The following is a 19,288-nucleotide window of genomic DNA, read 5'->3' as shown; positions in this document are numbered from 1 at the left end:
AGTCATACTCTGCGTATTTTTCTGCGCCAGCGTTTTGGTATTGATGTTCTTACTTTTGAACAGCATCCTGTGGCTTAATTCACATAAGGCGTATAATATGAATAATCAGATTAAAATCATGACTTTAACTGTGATCGGACTAATGCCGACGCTGATATTTTTAACATTCTTTTATCGGGCAATAGCTGACGATCCAGGAGTATGTTACATGGTAACCTCCTCTGGTAAAACCGTTGGATTGGGAAGCCTTTGTGGCAATATAGTCCCACCTTCAGACAACAGAGTTTTTCGAGTCCCAGTCAAACGCCGCTTTGGTGGAACTCCTGTGATTGATGTCACCTTCAATGACAAAAAAACTTTTGAAATGATTGTAGATACAGGTGCCAGTGAAACCATTATCACTCTAGGTATGGCGAGTACACTTCAACTCCAGGCTATAGGTACAATACAAGCTCAAATTGCCGATGGTAGCCAAGTAGAATTCCCAACCAGTAAGGTAAAATCTATTGCAGTAGGTGGAATTACAGCTAATAATCTTCAGGTAGCGATCGCACCCAAAGCAAGCATCGGCTTACTGGGCCACGATTTCTTTGGCAACTATGATATTAAGATTTTAGAGAAAGAGGTGGAATTTCATCACCGCTAATGTTCGCAGGTAAAAACATTATAAACATGACTAAGCTGATTGAATACGAAGAAGCCAGTGAGGAAGTCCGCGCAGTATATGATGACATCCGCGCCACCCGTCAAAATGACTATATCAATAACTTTTGGAAAGCTATAGCTAATCATTTCCCTACCTTGCAACGAACTTGGCAAGCGGTGAAGGAAGTGATGACTAGCCCTGGTGAGATTGATCCACTGATGCGCGAGCTAATTTATATCGCCGTGAGTGCGACGAATGGCTGTGAGTACTGCATCGCCTCGCACACAGCAGCGGCGCGTGCCAAGGGGATGAATAATACCATGTTCGGGGAAGTAATGGCGATCGCAGCCACTGCCAACATGACCAATCGCCTCGCCAACGGCTATCAAATTCCGGTGGACGAGAGATTTAAGCCGTAGGAGTGTGGCCTTGTCCATCGCTGCTTAAAAGTAAGGTTTAGCAGAATTTTTGACTATGCCCAAGGTTCAGATTAACGGGATTGATTTATTCTATGACATTAAGGGAACGGGTGAGCCTTTGCTATTAATAGCTGGCTTCCTTTGTGATCATGCCTATTGGTCGCTGATTATGCCATCGCTGGTTTCGCAGTATCAAGTCATTCGCTTGGACAACCGAGGGATGGGGCGAAGTTCTGCTCCCGAAAGCCCCTATAGTCTGAAACAGATGGCTAGTGACGTTGCAGAATTGCTCGATCACATTGCGATCGATAAGGTGCATCTAGCAGGTCATTCAATGGGTGGTCAGATAGCCCAAGAGTTAGTGTTAGCACATCCTGAAAAGGTGCAGAGTCTGATGCTACTTTCATCGTTGGCAAAAGGTGATGAATTATTCAACAGCATCATTGAGACTTGGGGCGACCTCTGCGGTAATGTAAACCTAAAACTTTATGAAAAAGTCGTATTACCTTGGATATTTACAGATACATTCTATTCGATTCCTGGGATGATCGAAGGTCTGATCGAATTTGCAATCAGATACCCTTTCCCGCCTGCGACTCATTCACTCTATGATCACAGCCGAGCCATGCTTGACTTTGATACAACAAACCGCCTTCAACAAATTCATTGTCCTACCCTAGTTATAGTTGGTAAACAAGACATTCTCACCCCGCTAAAGTTTTCCCAGCAACTTGCTCAAGGCATTCCCAAGGCTGAACTTGTAATCCTCGATGGTGGGGGTCATGGCTTCTTAATTGAGTCGCCGGATGCTGTGGTTTCAACCATGCTTAACTTCCTGGGGAAGTTGAAGCCAGCTTACACCAATTCTTTGTGAAACTGCACAAAATCAAGCTTGGTCAGACTTGGGGCAAAATCCCCTTGTTCTGGAGTAACCTGACGGGTAATTTAAATATTTAGCGTGTTTCTAATTTAGAAACTCGCTCCTCTAATTTATTGACTTGTTGCTTTAATTCAACCACCAAAGTTGCCAGCCGATCAAACATCTGATCTCGCTGCGATAAGTTTCCTCTGGAACCAGTTGACTGTCGTGGGGTAAGTGTTGTTCTTCGGGATGGAGACTGGCGCCTTTGACCGAGTTGAGACTCTATCTGGTTTAACCGAGACTCGACACGATTAAAATCCGCTTCCAGGTTGTTGATACGCGACTCCACTTGCTGCGATGAAACAGTGTTTCCAAATAACCCACCCCAGATAATTGTTGCTAAAATCCCAGCAAGTATTAGTACTTGGATTTTTTTCATAACAGTACAGTCTATTTAAACAGGATGTGTTTGTATGGGTACAGAGGATAAGTCTGTATTCACTTCACTTATTTATCCTGTTCTAAGTTAGAAAATAGCTTCTGCCAATCAATAGAGTTAAGAGGATTATCTCCCTGTTTTACCTCAAACGTGACATTACAAACTTTCGCTAGTTTTAGCGCTTGCACACAAAGTTTTGCCACATCCTCACGGCTGATTTTACCTTTAATATTATCGCCTTGCTCGAATATTAATTCCTTACCTCCTGGTTCTTCAGTTAAAGCACAAGGTCTAATAATCGTATAAGGAATTCCGCTTTCTCTTAAACTATCTTCTCCCTTCAACTTCCAAGTTAAAATTCCTCCCAATTGGTCATTTAATTTCACTGCTGGCGGTTCTTCATCTAAATTAATACCAGGGCGTCCGGGACGAGTCACGCCTGCTGAACTGACTAAAATAAATTGTGGTAAGGTTGTACCGCCGTAAGCTTTAATTGATTCCAACTGCAAAGCAAAACCACCTGGAGAAAATTTGGGATTTAAAGCACCATCATGTTCAAATTTGCTCAACATCAGTTGGAATGAAGAAATTCTATTCTGCTCAAGTAGCGGCGCATCTTTGACAGTTTTTGCCCGAAAGACGGGAATCAAATCTGCAAAGGGAATCTGAACATCTATCCAGGTATTAGCTACGGTGTCAAAGGAATAGCTATAGCCAATGCCATCCCATTTTGTATCTGTCCGTAAGAATATTTTATAACGCTGACCGTCACCTTTGACGCGCAATTTCACACCTTCATAACCAGATAAGTTGAAGGGGGGATCAAAATTCTTAGTTCTGATAGAAGCAAATCCACCAGAGTTATCGGTGGAGACATTACCAGCAAATAAAGCTGTATTTTCTACTAATTGGATATTACTGGCACTCACGCCACCCATGACGACATCATCCAGCGCCCCCCAGTTATCCTTTAATTCTGCTGATGGCTTTGTGAAATCAAATATTAGTTTTTCGTTTGCTTGGGGTAAATATTTTGCGGCCGCTTGGACTAAGTTTTTGACACCTTGATATTCTACATTTTCTGGGGTGTCGCCGACAATTTCTGGCTGGTAAAATTTCACACCTTGATAATATTTTGCTCTATCTGCTGTGTCTCCCTCTACTGGTTGCACACGCACTGCTGTGCAACAAACTACAGCTTGGATATCAGCCATAACTAAAGGAGTTAAAGTTTGAGGTTGAGTGATATCCGCAACTACCAAGTCTATATCATTACCAAGAATTGACCGCGCTTTGTCAATGTCTCTAACAAGCGCCCGAACTTTATAACCCCGTTCGAGCGATCGCTGCACCACTCGTTTACCTACACCACCTGTTGCACCTGCTACTAGTATTACACCCATGTTTCTTCCTCCATTGGGTCTATTTTGATTATCCTTAGGACGGCCTTTCCTTAACTGCTGTACCCAGTTAAGGAAAGGAATTACCTCAAAGTAAGTCAGGGTTTCGATAAACCTGCCTAAATCCCATTGAGAACGATTTTTGTCAGTCACATTTGCGTCCTCACAACTTTCTTAAGTTTAGCCCAATGTTTGTTTCTCCAAATCCTCCGGTACTCATAACTTTGCTTTAATTGGGGAAAGGGTACAAGTGATACCTGTAACCTATTCCCTTTAATGAAGGAGACTAGTACAATGGGCGTGTAAATCCAGCTAACATCTCAATTAACAAGATTTGGGGCAAAATGCCTTGTCTTAAAGGTAGGCAAACTGACGCTACAGGATCTTAGCTACAATTAAACCAAATCTTTGGCATTCCATGCGGCACTGAACAGCCCGTCGTAGACATCGCTCAATCACGTTAGGATACATAATTAGGTGTTCCTAATCAAACGGTAATTTACTTATGAGCCAACTTGAAAACATTCAAGCTGAATATGAAAAGTTTCCTGAAGAGTTTGAGAGTGTAATCATTAGCACCGTGAGCGCACAGGCAATACCCAATGCTAGTTATGCTCCCTTTGTAATGGATGATTCCAAGAATATCTACATTTACGTCAGTGGTCTTTCAACTCATACCAAAAATCTCTATGCCAATCCTCATGTTAATGTTTTGTTTATCGAGGATGAAGCCAAGAGTAATCTAATTTTTGCCCGTCGTCGTTTGAGTTTTGATTGTATGGCAACTTTGATAGAGCGTGAAACTGACAAGTGGAATCAAATTATTGAGCAATTTCTTGGGCGGTTTGGTGAAATTATAGAGGTTTTGCGCGGCTTGTCTGACTTTCGGATTTTCCAGCTAACTCCTAGTGAAGGTCGTTTTATAATTGGTTTTGGGGGAGCTTATCACATCAGTGGTGATCACCTCCATCAACTTGTTCAGATCACAGGAGATAATGACCAAAAGCAAAAATAAGCAATGCAAATTTAAAAATTAAATTTGATTATTAAGAAGCATCGTGGCGAAATAATTCGTAATTAATGGTACAATTCAAAGGATTGATCAATAAAGACATAAAACCCTTACAGTATCGATAATTCAGACTGCCCCATTTATGCGTGGGGTAATTATGAATTATGAATTAGTTCTATGAGTAAGCTTTATTTTATACCTTGTAATTTTGCCTTCGCGTAAAGTGCGATTAAACTAAACTCTTTAATTTTATGCTTCAGTTTCAACCTCCTGGCTTTGGACATAAACTTATCCATACATCCTTGGGGGCAATGGTTTACTATACTCAAACGAATGCACCTTGGGCGATGCCTGCGGCGGGCAAAGCGATCGCTGATACTGAAGATTTACGCCCACTACTGTTTCTTCATAACTTTGGTGGTGGGGCGTCTGCATATGAATGGTCTAAAGTTTACCCAGCTTTTGCTTCTGATTACCACATTTTAGCCCCCGATCTAATCGGCTGGGGAGAATCGGCTCATCCAGTCCGAGATTATAGAATTAGGGATTATCTCAGCACGATCGCAGAGTTTATCATCCAAACTTGTCGCCAGCCCGTAACAGTGGTAGCCTCATCTCTAACAGCCGCTTTTGCTATCCGCCTAGCTATTGTTCAACCCAATTTATTCAAAGCACTGTTTTTGGTGTGTCCCTCTGGATTTGATGATTTTGGGGAGGGTGCTGGACGCAGACTTCCGCTTTCAGTGATCAATACACCTCTATTGGACAATTTTATTTATATCCTTGGTGCTGAAAATGAAATTGCAGTCCGAAATTTTTTACAAAGTTTTCTGTTTGCCAAGTCACAGCGAGTATCGCAAGAGATGGTGGAGGCTTATTTAACCTCTGCACAACAGCCTAATGCCAAGTTTGCCGCTTTGTCATTTTTGCGTGGCGACCTTTATTTTGACCTGAGTTTATATATTCAACAACTGACAATTCCCACTAGGTTTTTTTGGGGAGAAAAGGCACAATTTACTAACATAAAACTAGGACGACGCTTGGCAAATTTAAATGTAAGTGCAATTCGAGATTTTTATGGGGTCGCAGATGCAGGAATATTGCCTCATTTGGAAATACCAGAAGTTCTCATTGGTCTATTGCAACGGTATCTTTAGGAGTTAGGAGTTTGAATTCATGATTTTTCCCTTTTAACTCCTACTTAGAAAGCAACTTTGCATTTAATGCTTTAGTGATGCGATCACCAGAAGCTTGGAAGTGGGTCTTGATGTAAATATCAAAGCTTTCACTAAGTTGTTTGAGTCAGCGACCGTCTTGATTCTAAATTTTTAATTCTTCTTTATCCAATTTATAATAACAGTTTTATATATTCCGCAATCGCTTTCGGATAATGCTCTTTTATTATGCAAACTCTCTAAATAAAGGCAGTATTGCTCGTTACTTGTACCCATAGACGAATTGCAAATATCCATGCATATAACAAATCACATCTTCCCCAAGATTTAAAAAATATTTATTTTTTCTAACTGAGATATGCCTTTTGTTAGAAGCATAATTACCTTTTTATAGTTAATCTTTAATTTGTACTCAAAAAACAAGCTAATTGGCATGATAAATTTGATTTCTAGGACGATTGGTCACATCAGTTCTCTGCTTAAAGGACTTCAGGTAAAATCTTTTTTGGCTGTTGTCCTAGTTGGTTTTCTAGTGCTGACGACAAATGTTAGTTATGGGCAAAAGGACAAAGGATTAGGCGAGAGAGTTCGCGAACAGGTAGAGCAAAATGATGCTCAAAGACCGAAAACAGTAGGGCAGTGGAATAAAGAAGCTCGTGAAACGGAAGGTTCTCCTGGTGAACGAGTTCAGAAGATTACAAAAGAGTCAGCAGAAGCCTTTAAAGAATTTGGATCTGGGTACGTAGAAGGTGCTCAGAAAACAGCTAGTGATGTAGGGGAAAGTGCGGCAGATACAGCCAAAGGTGTCTCAAACAAAATTATACCCTAAATAGGTTACCATCCTCTATTGGCAGCAAGTAGTAATAACTTTTCGCCAATAAATGAGTAACAATAGGGACGCTAGTGTCTAACTAACGAATTTTTCTAATGCTTGGGTAACGGGCTTACCTTTGCTGATTAAAGATTGTACCATTTCTCAGTTGCATAAAATATAGGACTTTAGTAGGGGCGCACAGCTAGCTGTACGCCCCTATTGCGTGTTGCATCCAAAAAAGAATTGCTAATTTTAAGTTGCTACAAGCTACACCCGTTGCAATAAGCTTAGGTATCAAACTTGTATATCTTGCAGTTTTGCCACCATTTCTGCACGCGCCGAAACCTTCAACTTACGAAACATCCTCTTCAAAGCTTGTTTGACGGAATTTTGCGTAATCCAAAGTTTTTCCCCAATTTCCGCGTTCGTTAACCCCTGCGCCACTAACTCGGCAATTTCTAACTCACGCGCTGTTAGAGGACTTACTAAAAGGGAATTGGATATTTTTGGTTTTGTCCGTAGAGTCGCCATTTTCGCTGATAAATGAATACATAAGGCACTTAAATCTGCCAAATCGTTGCCATTAAAAGCAGGATATCCCTTGTCACGAGCCAAGTTAAGCGTTCCTACAAGACGACCATCATAAACTATTGGCCCGGTCATCACGTGTTCGTGATCAGAACGCGAACAAAAATGCTTCCAGTCTCCTGGCGATAATAATAATTGCTCATGGGCGGGAGCGTGACGCTCAACCACGTAGCGCCCGACTGGATTGCTTTCTAAGCATACTGCCGGAATACCCTGAATATCAATGTCAGTCGTTGGTTGCTCATCTAGGAAATAAATGCCCCAATTTTGCACGCCAAAATGCTCACTAATTTTATCCGTGAGAGCTAGTCTTAATTCTTGCTCATTTTGGACATTAGCGATCGCATCAAATACGGCGTAGAGAGAATTAACCATAAGTGTACCCAGTTGGGGACTATCCAAGCCTCAACAATTACTTCTATGCTAATACCAGGAAAACTAAAACGCTAATTACAGTAGCGACTAGGAGAAGCACATGACAGTTACACAACTCTCTGCTCAGGAACTTTTCCGGGCTGCTTATGAAAATCGTTACACTTGGAACAAAAATTTTCCTGGGTATACCGCAAATATCACCTTTAAGCAAGATGATAAAGTATTTACAGGCAAAGTTATCATCAGCGCCAATCTCAAAGCCGAAGTTTTGGACATAGATGACGAGTCGGCCAAGCAGGCTATTCATGGTCAAGCCTGGGAAATAGCAATTCACCGCATCCGCCGCAGTTTTGAAGATACCCACAGCGCCAATACGTTTAGCTATGGTAAAACTGACGAAACTGGTGCGGTTGAGCTTTTAATGGGTGGTAAGGCTAAGGGCGATAAATACAAAGTCCGCAATAATGAAGTATGCCATGTTCACCGTCTCATCCACGGTACTTTCGTGACAATTGACACCTTTAGCAGTCACGACACCGGGGAAGGTTACCTTTCTCACACCTATGACTCTGTGTACCATGATCCCAAAACTGGGGAGCAAAAGGGTGGTAGAAGCGAATTTACCGATGAGTACGAAAAAGTTGGTGAGTATTTCATCTTAAATCGTCGGGAGATTCGTACCGAGACAGCAGGACAAGTATCTATTCAGGAATTTGTTTTCTCTGGTATCAAATTGTTGGAACCTGTTGCTGCTTAAACTCTATTTTATCATCTAAAAATTAGCGATCGCTCTTTAACTTAAGGGAGCGATCGCTTTTATTTTTTGACGTTTTGAGTTCTGAGCATTCCAAATTATTCGATGGCTTTCAAATTTAATTGTTCTATTAATCGCTCTCTTAATCTATCGATAGTACCCCACTCAGACATTAATTTGGGACTAGACAACGATTTAGCGCAAGTGTTATAGCAACCCCATTTGGCTCGTATTACCTCCTTATCAACAGGAATACTGTTCCAATTCTTCAAATCAGCAATCCAATGAACCTTAACGCATCGAAAAATATCCCACATACCTTCTCCCCATTTAGGTTCATCCTCACTTCCCTCATTAACCAGTTCAACTACGTGTGTCAGGTATCTCTTTTTGCACCCATTTGGTATTTTTTTTTGCTCTCCTGTGGTATTATTTTTGTATTCATGCGGTACTTGAGAAAGGATGATAAGAGATGATTTTGGTAGTTTACGGGCGTGAGATTCTACTCCTTTACCTCTTTTAAAGTTCAACTTAAATTTAGATCCGATAGATTCAGAAGAATATGCCCACTCTCTCTCATCACCTTTGTCAGTGACACTTTTGATATAATCCAGACGATCACAATCCATCATTTATTACTACTGCCTTGTATTAATTAGATTTTTCTCCATATCTAGTTTGCCCAAACTCCCATTAAAAACTTTTAGGTTTATTTTTGCCCTACGTCGCCAAGTGCAGATGTACGCACAAAATTTCTTGAATTACCTGTTGTACAGCTTCTTTACTCAAGCTGCCATCTACCCGCACAATTCGTGAGGGATGGGATGCTGCTAACTCTACGTATCCTTGCTGAACGCGTCGATGAAAAGCGATTGTTTCTTGTTCAATGCGGTCTAGTCCTACTTCATCTAAGAGTTTGCGGGCTAGTCCAACTTCAACATTGACATCTAGCCAAATAGTTAAGTCGCTTTCTAAGCCACCAGTAGCAATATAGTTAAGCTGATTGATTAAACTCATGTCTTGACCGCGACCATATCCTTGGTAGGCAATGGTAGAGTCAGTGTAGCGATCGCATAAAATATATTTCCCTGCTTGCAGATGCGGTTTGAGTTGTTGTTCAACATGTTGCGATCGGTCAGCAGCATACAACAAAAGTTCTGTCACTTGTGCAACTGGTTTATCCTCTACCTTCTCTAATAGCAAGCGGCGAAGATGTAAGCCTAACTCCGTTCCTCCTGGTTCACGAGTTAGCATCACAGAAATACCCAGACTTTCCAACCACTCAGAACAAAGCTGCATTTGGCTGGTTTTACCACAGCCTTCCACCCCTTCAAATACAATTAATTTGCCACCCATGCTTGTTTAGTTTTAAGCCAGTTGATCTGAAATTTTTCGATCGCCCCAAATGGATTAGCATGATTATACAGGAGACAGAGTAATGTTAAAGGTTTTTGCTGACAGAGGTGGTACATTCACAGATATTGTTGCTGTTACTGATAATCAGGACATCATAAACAAATTATCAAGACATCCTGAACGTTTTTTAATTGTGACTCTGCCTAATCGGCAATGGATTATAGTCTACAAACTGCTTTCAGAAAATCCCGAACAATACCAAGATGCAGCCATCCAAGGTATACGGGATATTATGGGTATTTCTCACAACGAACCTATTCCTAATGAAGCAATAGAAATGATAAAAATGGGGACAACAGTAGCAACAAATGCACTGTTAGAACGAAAAGGAGACAGGGTTGTTCTTCTGATCACCAAAGGGTTTAAAGATGCGCTTAGAATTGGCTACCAAAACCGTCCTAATATCTTTGCTCGTAATATAATTTTACCAGCCATGTTTTATGAGCAGGTGATTGAGATTGAAGAACGTTATGATGCTAATGGAAATGAATTAAACTCTGTAAATATTCAACAAGCTAAAAATAACTTACAAGCAGTTTACAACACCGGAATTCGGAGTTGTGCTATTGTTTTTATGCACAGCGATCGCTATCATGATCACGAACAACAAATAGCCCGACTTACTGAACAAATTGGATTTACCCAAATATCTGTATCTCATCAAGTCAGTCCTTTAATGAAATTAGTTAGCCGAGGAGATACAACAGTAGTAGATGCTTATTTAACTCCTATTCTCCGTCGCTATGTCAACCAAATAGCGAGTCAGTTACCTGGGGTCAAATTAATGTTCATGAAATCTGATGGAGGTTTAGTCGCAGCCCAACAATTTCAAGGCAAAGATAGTATTTTGAGTGGCCCGGCTGGCGGTATTGTTGGTGCAGTCCAAACTAGTAAAAGGGCAGGTTTTGAGTTAGTTATTACCTTTGATATGGGAGGGACAAGTACAGATGTCGCCCACTTTAAAGGAGAGTATGAACGACAACTAGATTCGGAAATTGCTGGGGCGCGAATGCGAGTTCCTGTATTAGCAATTAATACTATTGCGGCTGGCGGTGGTTCAATCCTCTTTTTTGATGGTTCTAGTTATCGTGTTGGCCCTAAATCTGCTGGATCAAATCCTGGCCCTGCTTGTTACCGACGCGGGGGACCATTAGCGGTTACTGATGCCAACGTGATGTTAGGCAAAATCCACCCGCAATATTTTCCCTCAGTTTTTGGAATTGATGGCAATTTACCTTTAGATAAAGATACTGTCATTCAGCAATTTGCACAATTAGCCCAAGAGATTCAAGCCGCTACATTAAATCATTGTACTCCCGAACAAGTAGCCGCTGGATTTATTGCGATCGCAGTGGAAAATATGGCGAACGCAATTAAAAAAATCAGTTTACAACGGGGTTATGATGTTAGCCAATATGTACTTTGTTGTTTTGGTGGTGCAGGCGGGCAAGTTGCTTGTTTAATTGCCGATACCTTGGGAATGAAAAAGATATTTTTACATCCTTATGCTGGTGTTCTTTCTGCTTATGGAATGGGATTAGCTGATGTCAGGGCGATTAGAGAAGGAGGAGTAGAACAGCCTTTAACCCAAGCATTAATCCCTAAATTACACCAGTTAATGGAATATTTAGAAATTCAAGCTAGAAGTGAAATAGATGAAGCTAATATCAAACCAGAAATCGTCAAAAAAGTCACTTTAAAATATGAATGGACTAACTCTACCTTAACCGTTAACTTTGCCGATGATGTGATATTTATGCGGCAAAAGTTTGAGGATGAGCATAAATCTCGTTATGGTTTTATCCAATTAGAGAAAACCTTAATTGTTGAATCTGCCTCGGTGGAAGTAATTCAGAAAATGGATACTCCCGAAGAACCTTTAATTATTCGGACTCGGACTTTAGATGAAGCTCCTGCATCTGTTGAGATAGTAAGGATGTTTAGTACTGATAGATGGTATGATACTCCTGTTTATCGGCGGGAAGATTTACAACCAATAGATTGGATTAATGGGCCTGCGATCGTTGTAGAAAAAATTAGCACAATTGTAGTGGAACCTAACTGGCAAGCAAGATTAACTGAACGGAATCATCTAATTTTAGAACGTCTATAAACTGGCTATTGGGCTGGAAAATACTTACCCTCACATCAAGAGAAAGTGCGAATTTACACCCGCACCGGATTCTCTACAATAGGCGAAATTTTGCACATTTCGCTTTCGCCTAAGTAGATAGTGATAGCTAGTAGTAAACACTGAAGTGTTTGAAAAAGTGCTTAAGCAATGACTACAAGATTTTTTTAAAGAGTCAAAAATGTACACAATGTCTCAACCTGATCCCGTCCGCTTAGAAATCTTTAAAAACTTATATCAATTTATCGCTGAACAAATGGGAATTGTGTTACAAAACACGGCCACATCAGTAAATATTAAAGAAAGGCTAGATTTCTCCTGCGCTATCTTTGACTCTTCTGGATTACTAGTTGCTAATGCTCCCCACATTCCTGTACATTTAGGCTCAATGAGTGAAAGTGTCCGCAGTTTAATTAACGATAAAGGCGACACCCTAAAACCAGAAAATGTATATCTATCTAATAACCCTTATAACGGCGGAACTCACCTTCCTGATGTAACTGCAATTACCCCTGTTTTTTTAGAAACTAGTGAAAATATTTCATTCCCCATGCCGCTTTTTTTTGTTGCTTCTCGTGGACATCAAGCCGATATCGGTGGAATTACTCCTGGCTCAATGCCTCCCCACAGTACCACAGTAGAAGAGGAAGGAATTCTTTTTGATAATTTTCTCTTGGTTGAAAAGGGCAATTTTCGAGAAACCGCAGTAAGACAACATCTCTCAAATCATATTTATCCTGCCCGGAACCCTGACCAAAATATAGCTGATTTTAAGGCACAAATTGCTGCTAATGAACGGGGACTTCAAGAACTTTTTAAAATGGTTTCCCAATATGGACTTGAGACTGTCGAAGCTTATATGAAATTTGTGCAAGCTAATGCTGAAGAGTCGGTGAGAAAGGCTATTAATCTTCTCAGGGATCGCTCATTTATTTATAAAATGGATAATAGGGCAATAATTCAAGTAAAAGTTACGATTCATCAAGAAACTCGCAGTGCTACCATTGATTTTACTGGCACATCTGGACAACTAAATAGTAATTTTAATGCTCCGAAAGCTGTAACTCAAGCAGCAGTTTTATATGTCTTTCGGACTTTAGTTGATGATAATATTCCTCTGAATGCTGGGTGTCTTAATCCTCTAGAAATTATTATCCCAGTCGGCTGTATGCTGAATCCAATTTATCCAGCAGCAGTAGTGGCGGGTAATGTAGAAACTTCTCAAACTATTGTTGATGCTTTATATGGTGCTTTGGGTGTCATGGCTGCTTCTCAAGGAACGATGAATAATTTTACTTTTGGTAATGAGCAATATCAATATTATGAAACTATCTGCGGCGGCTCTGGGGCAGGAATTGATTTTGACGGAACTGATGGTGTTCATTCTCATATGACTAACTCCCGCTTGACTGATCCAGAAGTTTTAGAAACCCGTTATCCTGTACTTTTAGAAAACTTTAGTCTTCGTCACGATAGCGGTGGGAAAGGAGAATATTCCGGTGGTAATGGAGTTGTCCGCCGCATCCGGTTTTTAGAACCTATGACAGCTAATATTCTCTCTGGTCATCGGGTTGTCCCTCCCTTTGGATTAAATGGTGGGGAAGCCGGAATTGTTGGACGCAACTGGATACAACGTCAGAATGGAATTGAAGAGAATTTAGACAGCACAGCAACACAACAGATGAAACCTGGGGATGTTTTTGTGATAGAAACTCCTGGAGGAGGCGGATTTGGTAAAGCCTCCTAGTACCAGTAATTTCCCCTGAATTGGAAAGCCAGAAATCTAGTTAGTTTTAGTTGCAGTTTGGCAATCTGCAAAGTCGTAATACCATGCTGCAAGCTTTGGAGCGTTATTTTCCTGAAAAGATTCGCTTGACAGTTCCCACGGGTGGATTATTTCTCTGGGTACAGTTACCAGATGATTTTCCGATTGGGACAATTCGTAAGGAAACCTTTGCACAAAATATTTACCTGGCGTGCGGTTCGGCATTTTTCCCCGATAAGCAGGGTTATCGGGCGATGCGTCTGACTTTCTGTCTCTCGTCAGAGGAGATTGAGCAAGGGATCTCGATTGTGGGTAAGTTGCTGAAAAAGTATATTTTCAGAGGATGCGTAGTAGCACAAAGAAGTTTGAGTACCGGAAGCCAGCGCTCAGTTAGCGATCGCGCAGCATTAGCAAGCGTCCGCAAAAGCCAAGACACAGGGTTTGGAAAGAAATCAGCCTGTAATCTACATCAATTGAAAAATGGTATGCGATCGCTTCCTTGAAAAAGGCGCTCTAAATGTCAACCTTAAGGGGGTATTCCTGAGCATTGCGATCGTTGTAAAAAACTTTAAAGATAGCTAATCTCCTGTCAGATGATTAACATTAGCTGTTTGCAGGAAAAACTACTTTAAAACATATGACCCAAAACTTTGTCGTTACAGCCGCTGATACAGAACTGGGACAAGAAACCACGCAGCAACTAGTTGCTCGTGGACATCAGGTGACTGGAATACCACTAAATAAAGATGGAGCTGAGGTCATACGTTCAAAGGGTGGCCTAGCTGCTGATGTCAGTTTGACAAGTGCCACTGAACTTAAGGATGTTTTATCCGCAGCTAATGCTAACGTGGTTATCAACCTCACGCCACAGTTTGCCAATACATTATTAAGCGATGGTCAGGACTGGAAAGGATTTGACAAAACCTTGAAAGCCACAACCGATGCACTATTGACAGCGATTGAAGATGCAGGGACTGCGTTTCTTGTCAATACCAGTTATACCTTTCTCTATGGCAATGCAAAAGATAGCACAGAAACTGCGCCTCTAGTTGCACCTGGCGATGACCCAATTTTTGCCGCCGCGATCGCCACGGAAAATCAGGTGAGCAACAGCAAGATTCCCTCTAGCCTTTTACGGATGGGATACCTGTATGGCCCCCAATCTGAAGACCTGAAGCTATATATTAAATCATTCAACCTCAAACGCCCTTATTTTGCCGGTCCCGCAAATAACTTAGGCAACTGGCTGCACTTTGAAGATGCTGCTCAAGCCATAGTTCAAGCCGGAGAGCAGCAAACTGTAGGCGCAGTGTTTAACGTCGTCGATGGAACTCCGGTATCCTTTGCGGATTTGATTGATTACTTTGCCTTCGCTTTAGGCAGAAAGCAACCTGCACGCATTCCTATGTGGCTGACTCCTGTAGCACTTCTGGTGGTAATTACACCTCAGCAGATAGAGTTACTTAAATTGGAAACCACAGTTAAAAGCGACTCACATCAACAGCTTGGTTGGAAACCGCGTTATTTAAGTTACAAAGAGGGTTTGCAGCAAACGGTACAAACTTGGCGCAGCAAGAACGAAATTAAATAAGACGCGATTAATCGCGTCTGTAGAGGAATTAGGTGTAGGTGTAGGTTGGATTGAGGAACGAAACCCAACATGATCAAGGTTTTGTTAGGTTTGGCTGTCGCTCAACCTAACCATACTATTCTTCTTAACTCAACCCTATTGGCTCAGAACTCAAAAGGCCGCTGTTCTCACTGTCAAAGATTGCCAATACAGGGTTTCGGCTGCATCCCAGTTGTCGCGATCGCGCTCTATATCTCCCAACAATCCATTGCAATATGCAATCTTACTTTTACTTTCTTGCTTTTGTGCAATGGTTAACAAAAATACGTGTCCTTCAACGCGCTCAGATATCCACTGCAAATCTGGTACACTATCTTTGACTTGGCGCTGTTGCAAAATCTCAACTCCCGCAACTGTCGCCACTCCATAAATTCTCTCGATATACACCAATTCTGAATCTTGACAGTACATTTATTTAGAGTTTAGCAATCTGGGTAGGTATTAAGTTGGGAATAACTTGGGAATTGGGAATAACTCGGTAATAACTTCAGACAGCTTGGGACTGAACTTGTGATTGAGCATTGTTTTATGGAATTGTCAACTATTTAAAAGCAATTCTGATGAAACGTAAACAAGCCGAATTTCTTCTGACAGTATTGGGTGTTGCTGAAGTTGTGGCTACTTTCTACACGATTTACCCACCTATGGCGATGTCTACGACGGGCGTAGCTGCGGCACTAACTCCTGTAGCTATTTACTGCTTGGTAATCTATTTATATTAGTGAGGCAAAGAACAGTAAAAATAAACCCAATGCCTAAAGGTGCGATTATACAACAAAAGTCTGCTTTGATGGGCTGATTTTGTGCGATGTCTACGACGGGCTACGCCTACTTGAAATGAGTAGTACCGCAGCTACGCCCGTCGTAGGCATCGCCTTTTCAACTTGATCATTCCACCTCTAAACGTCATCGTTCAAGCTCAGAACTCGCAAGCCTGACCTTTTAGCTCAGAACTTCGTGCTTATAACTCGCAAGGCCAAGCTTTTAGCTCGGAACTTCATGCTCAGAACTCGCAAGGCCAAGCTTTTATCTCGGAACTTCATGCTCAGAACTCGAAACGCCGAGCTTTTTGCTTAGAACTTTATGCTTAGAACTCGAAACGCCGAGCTTTTTGCTTAGAACTTCATGCTCAGAACTCGAAACGCCGAGTTAGGAGACTGGTAAATCTAAACTTTGCTGAAAAGCGATCAGTACTTCATTCAATGCATCCATGTCAATTAAAAATGCATCATGTCCGTGGGTTGACTTTAGCCACGCCAGTTGAGCATTAGGGATTAAATTTGCCAATTCTTGTTGTTCTACTGGAGGATAGAGGATATCAGAATCAATGGCAACAACTAGAGTCGGTTGCTGGATGCTTTGTAGAACAGATTCATAATCTGACAAATTAGGAACTGTGCGATCGCGTGCAACATCATGGCGATCCATTGCGTGGGTAAGGGTGATATAAGTGTTGGCATCAAATCGCTCAGTTAGCTTTTGACCTTGATGCTGTAAGTAAGTGGCTATAGCAAACTGCTCAGATGCATCATACTGCCGCCCAAAGCGGGTTGTAAAACTATCCCAAGAACGGTAAGTAGACATAGCCATCATCCGCGCCACTGCTAATCCTTGATTTGGGGGCGCATCCAGAGTGTAGTTCCCTCCTTGCCAGTTTGGATCAGCATAAATTGCTTGTCTTTGGGCTTCGCTTAATCCAATACACCAAGCGGAATGTCTTCCAGAAACGGCGATGGGTGCGATGGCTTTCACCTTTTCTGGATATAATAACGCCCACTCCAATACTTGCGTCCCACCGAGTGAACCGCCAATTACTAACCGCAGAGATTGAACACCCAGATATTTTAGTAGTGCAGCTTGCAGATGAACCATATCTCGGATTGTAATCTTAGGGAAGGATACACCATAAAGCTTTCCCGTTATTGGGTTGATAGTAGTTGGCCCAGTTGTACCGTAACAACTTCCCAAGATGTTGCTGCACACAATAAAATCGCGTTCTGGATTGAAAGCTTTCCCTGAACCAAACAAAAGTTCCCACCAATCATCAGCGTCAGCCGAACCAGTTAAGGCATGACAAATTAGTACCCCATTATCGCCTTGAGCATTTAACTGTCCCCAGGTACGATAAGCAACCTGAACCCCAGTTAATGCTTCGCCCCCTTCCAGTTGAAATGGCACCGTCAGCTGGTAAAACTGGGTTTGCGGTGAGATGAAGTCTGAGTAAATCATATCTAGGATTTTATTTAAGAGGCAGTCAAGATGGGGGAATAAGGAAATGTAGAGAAATAAAACTCTAAACCCTAACCCTGTCAAGGTGGGTAAAAATTCTCGAAAATCAATTCCTCTCTAATCTTTTATCTCTGTGTTCTCTGTGCCTCTGCGGTTTAATAAATAAATAGACTTATAAACCACTCCAAACGCAGAGGAACCAGAGAGAGAAAGAAAGATTTTACAAGTCACCTTGACAGGACTACTCCAAACTCCTAACTCTCCTCTATTTTCACTTGCCGAAATGCCTGCTCAAAATCCTCTTTGATATCGTCGATATGTTCAATTCCCACCGATACCCGCACCAAATCGGGTTTCACACCCGCTGAAAGCTGTTCCTCATCACTTAGCTGTTGATGGGTTGTAGAAGCAGGATGAATGACGAGGGTTTTAGCATCACCAACATTTGCTAAATGACTCGCCAATTTCACATGATTAATAAAAGCTCTACCTGCCTCCAATCCACCTTTGATGCCAAAGTTTAAAACTCCCCCAAACCCATGCCGGAGATATTTTTTCGCTCGTTCATGATAGGGGTGATTGGGAAGTCCTGGATAATTAACCCATGATACTTGCTCTTGCTGCTCTAACCACCGAGCCAATTCTAGGGCATTGCTCACATGCCGATCTACACGTAGGGAGAGAGTCTCTAATCCTTGTAGTAAAAGAAAGGCGTTAAATGGACTCAAGCACGGGCCAAAATCCCGTAACCCCTCGACTCTGGCGCGGATAATAAAGGCAATGTTACCAAATGTTCCACTAGGGCCAAACACTTCTTGAAAATTCAGCCCATGATAACCGGGTGATGGCTCAGTAAACAAGGGAAATTTGCCGTTACTCCAGTCAAATTTACCCGAATCGACAATTACACCACCAATGGAAGTACCATGCCCACCAATCCATTTAGTTGCAGATTCTACTACAATATCTGCACCATGTTCAATGGGTCGAGCTAGATACCCACCAGCACCGAAGGTATTATCCACAATTAAGGGAATGCCGTTTTCGTGAGCAATGTGAGCTAAAGCGGCAAAGTCGGGAATGTTGAATTGAGGATTGCCAATGGTTTCAACGTATAGGGCTTTGGTGCGATCGTCGATCGCCTGACGGAAACTTTCTGGATCATCTCCATCGACAAACTTGACATTAATACCCAAGCGTGGTATTGCTACTTTAAACTGATTATATGTTCCCCCATACAGAAAACTAGTGGAAACAATATTATCTCCCGCCTGAGCAATGGTACTGATTGCTAAAAATTGCGCCGCCTGACCACTAGCGGTTGCTAATGCTGCTACACCCCCTTCTAAGGCAGCAATCCGCTTTTCAAATACATCCGTCGTCGGGTTCATGATCCGAGTGTAAATATTACCAAATTCCTGGAGAGCAAACAACCGCGCTCCGTGGTCGGCGTCATCAAAAACGTAGGAAGTCGTTTGGTAAATTGGGACAGCACGAGCATTAGTTCCCGGAGCCGGCTCTTGTCCAGCATGAACTTGCAGAGTTTCAAAACGATATTGTTCAGACATAAGCAGTTATTTGAGTTTTTAATTATACAAGCAAGTAATATACTATTTGAGCGTTCTGTTAGATT

At 41.8% G+C, this 19,288-nt stretch carries 20 protein-coding genes; 12 read left to right on the top strand and 8 right to left on the bottom strand.

The window, feature by feature from the left end; genetic code table 11:
- Positions 1–118 precede the first annotated feature (118 nt).
- From V7K21_RS13910 to V7K21_RS13900, 3 genes are read left to right on the top strand one after another with little or no spacing between them, the layout of a single operon-like run.
- A complete protein-coding gene (locus tag V7K21_RS13910; protein ID WP_335175109.1) occupies positions 119–646 on the top strand; it encodes a retropepsin-like aspartic protease family protein in 528 nt (175 codons plus the stop codon).
- Between the two features lie 26 nt (positions 647–672).
- On the top strand, positions 673–1,065 hold the full coding sequence (locus tag V7K21_RS13905) for a carboxymuconolactone decarboxylase family protein (protein ID WP_335175107.1): 393 nt from the start codon (positions 673–675) through the stop codon (positions 1,063–1,065).
- A gap of 55 nt (positions 1,066–1,120) precedes the next feature.
- Positions 1,121–1,939 (top strand): alpha/beta fold hydrolase, encoded by an 819-nt coding sequence (locus V7K21_RS13900; protein WP_335175105.1) that lies wholly within the window; start codon positions 1,121–1,123, stop codon positions 1,937–1,939.
- A gap of 79 nt (positions 1,940–2,018) precedes the next feature.
- On the opposite strand, the gene V7K21_RS13895 is transcribed toward V7K21_RS13900, so the two are convergent.
- Both V7K21_RS13895 and V7K21_RS13890 read right to left on the bottom strand, forming a co-directional pair.
- Complete coding sequence (locus V7K21_RS13895) at positions 2,019–2,366, bottom strand: hypothetical protein (protein ID WP_335175103.1); 348 nt, start codon at positions 2,364–2,366, stop codon at positions 2,019–2,021.
- A 68-nt stretch (positions 2,367–2,434) separates the two neighbouring features.
- On the bottom strand, positions 2,435–3,919 hold the full coding sequence (locus V7K21_RS13890) for a CIA30 family protein (protein WP_335175101.1): 1,485 nt from the start codon (positions 3,917–3,919) through the stop codon (positions 2,435–2,437).
- Between the two features lie 352 nt (positions 3,920–4,271).
- Here V7K21_RS13890 and V7K21_RS13885 point away from each other — a divergent pair, with 352 nt between their 5' ends.
- The 3 genes from V7K21_RS13885 (at position 4,272) to V7K21_RS13875 (ending at position 6,782) form a co-directional block, all read left to right on the top strand.
- Positions 4,272–4,781: a HugZ family pyridoxamine 5'-phosphate oxidase gene (locus V7K21_RS13885; RefSeq protein ID WP_335175099.1), complete on the top strand. Its 510-nt coding sequence runs from the start codon at positions 4,272–4,274 to the stop codon at positions 4,779–4,781.
- A gap of 248 nt (positions 4,782–5,029) precedes the next feature.
- Positions 5,030–5,935, top strand: a complete 906-nt coding sequence (locus V7K21_RS13880; protein WP_335175097.1) for an alpha/beta fold hydrolase — start codon at positions 5,030–5,032, stop codon at positions 5,933–5,935.
- 451 nt (positions 5,936–6,386) lie between these two features.
- A complete protein-coding gene (locus V7K21_RS13875; RefSeq protein ID WP_335175095.1) occupies positions 6,387–6,782 on the top strand; it encodes a hypothetical protein in 396 nt (131 codons plus the stop codon).
- A 279-nt stretch (positions 6,783–7,061) separates the two neighbouring features.
- On the opposite strand, the gene V7K21_RS13870 is transcribed toward V7K21_RS13875, so the two are convergent.
- Positions 7,062–7,730, bottom strand: coding sequence for a LuxR C-terminal-related transcriptional regulator (locus tag V7K21_RS13870; protein WP_335175094.1), 669 nt, complete (start codon positions 7,728–7,730; stop codon positions 7,062–7,064).
- Positions 7,731–7,830: 100 nt separating this feature from the next.
- On the opposite strand from V7K21_RS13870, the gene V7K21_RS13865 reads away from it, so the two are divergent.
- Entirely contained in the window at positions 7,831–8,487 is a 657-nt protein-coding gene (locus tag V7K21_RS13865) for a DUF3386 domain-containing protein (RefSeq protein WP_335175092.1), read from the top strand.
- 95 nt (positions 8,488–8,582) lie between these two features.
- Here the strand turns inward: V7K21_RS13865 and V7K21_RS13860 are convergent, their stop codons facing one another.
- Both V7K21_RS13860 and tmk read right to left on the bottom strand, forming a co-directional pair.
- Positions 8,583–9,116: a hypothetical protein gene (locus V7K21_RS13860; RefSeq protein ID WP_335175090.1), complete on the bottom strand. Its 534-nt coding sequence runs from the start codon at positions 9,114–9,116 to the stop codon at positions 8,583–8,585.
- Positions 9,117–9,204: 88 nt separating this feature from the next.
- Positions 9,205–9,840 (bottom strand): dTMP kinase, encoded by a 636-nt coding sequence (tmk, locus tag V7K21_RS13855; protein WP_335175088.1) that lies wholly within the window; start codon positions 9,838–9,840, stop codon positions 9,205–9,207.
- Between the two features lie 82 nt (positions 9,841–9,922).
- Between tmk and V7K21_RS13850 the strand changes: the two genes are divergently transcribed.
- The 4 genes from V7K21_RS13850 to V7K21_RS13835 all read left to right on the top strand — a co-directional run bounded on the left by V7K21_RS13850 (position 9,923) and on the right by V7K21_RS13835 (position 15,387).
- Positions 9,923–12,013 (top strand): hydantoinase/oxoprolinase family protein, encoded by a 2,091-nt coding sequence (locus V7K21_RS13850; RefSeq protein WP_335175087.1) that lies wholly within the window; start codon positions 9,923–9,925, stop codon positions 12,011–12,013.
- Between the two features lie 199 nt (positions 12,014–12,212).
- On the top strand, positions 12,213–13,778 hold the full coding sequence (locus tag V7K21_RS13845) for a hydantoinase B/oxoprolinase family protein (RefSeq protein ID WP_335175085.1): 1,566 nt from the start codon (positions 12,213–12,215) through the stop codon (positions 13,776–13,778).
- Positions 13,779–13,861: 83 nt separating this feature from the next.
- Positions 13,862–14,299, top strand: a complete 438-nt coding sequence (locus tag V7K21_RS13840; protein WP_335175083.1) for a hypothetical protein — start codon at positions 13,862–13,864, stop codon at positions 14,297–14,299.
- A 134-nt stretch (positions 14,300–14,433) separates the two neighbouring features.
- Complete coding sequence (locus V7K21_RS13835; RefSeq protein ID WP_335175081.1) at positions 14,434–15,387, top strand: NAD-dependent epimerase/dehydratase family protein; 954 nt, start codon at positions 14,434–14,436, stop codon at positions 15,385–15,387.
- A gap of 150 nt (positions 15,388–15,537) precedes the next feature.
- Here V7K21_RS13835 and V7K21_RS13830 read toward each other — a convergent pair whose 3' ends face one another.
- A complete protein-coding gene (locus tag V7K21_RS13830; protein ID WP_335175079.1) occupies positions 15,538–15,837 on the bottom strand; it encodes a hypothetical protein in 300 nt (99 codons plus the stop codon).
- A 149-nt stretch (positions 15,838–15,986) separates the two neighbouring features.
- On the opposite strand from V7K21_RS13830, the gene V7K21_RS13825 reads away from it, so the two are divergent.
- Positions 15,987–16,148: a hypothetical protein gene (locus tag V7K21_RS13825; RefSeq protein WP_335175077.1), complete on the top strand. Its 162-nt coding sequence runs from the start codon at positions 15,987–15,989 to the stop codon at positions 16,146–16,148.
- 427 nt (positions 16,149–16,575) lie between these two features.
- Here V7K21_RS13825 and metX read toward each other — a convergent pair whose 3' ends face one another.
- Positions 16,576–17,655 carry a homoserine O-acetyltransferase MetX gene (metX, locus tag V7K21_RS13820; RefSeq protein WP_335175075.1) on the bottom strand — a complete coding sequence of 360 codons (1,080 nt, stop codon included), beginning with the start codon at positions 17,653–17,655 and terminating at the stop codon, positions 16,576–16,578.
- 254 nt (positions 17,656–17,909) lie between these two features.
- Positions 17,910–19,223 carry an O-acetylhomoserine aminocarboxypropyltransferase/cysteine synthase family protein gene (locus tag V7K21_RS13815; RefSeq protein WP_335175073.1) on the bottom strand — a complete coding sequence of 438 codons (1,314 nt, stop codon included), beginning with the start codon at positions 19,221–19,223 and terminating at the stop codon, positions 17,910–17,912.
- Positions 19,224–19,288 lie beyond the last annotated feature (65 nt).

This window comes from Nostoc sp. (assembly GCF_036919595.1).
In the GTDB taxonomy this organism is placed as follows: Bacteria; Cyanobacteriota; Cyanobacteriia; order Cyanobacteriales; family Nostocaceae; genus Nostoc.
Note: the sequence above shows the minus strand (reverse complement) of the source record. Positions and strands in the feature narration are given on the sequence as shown.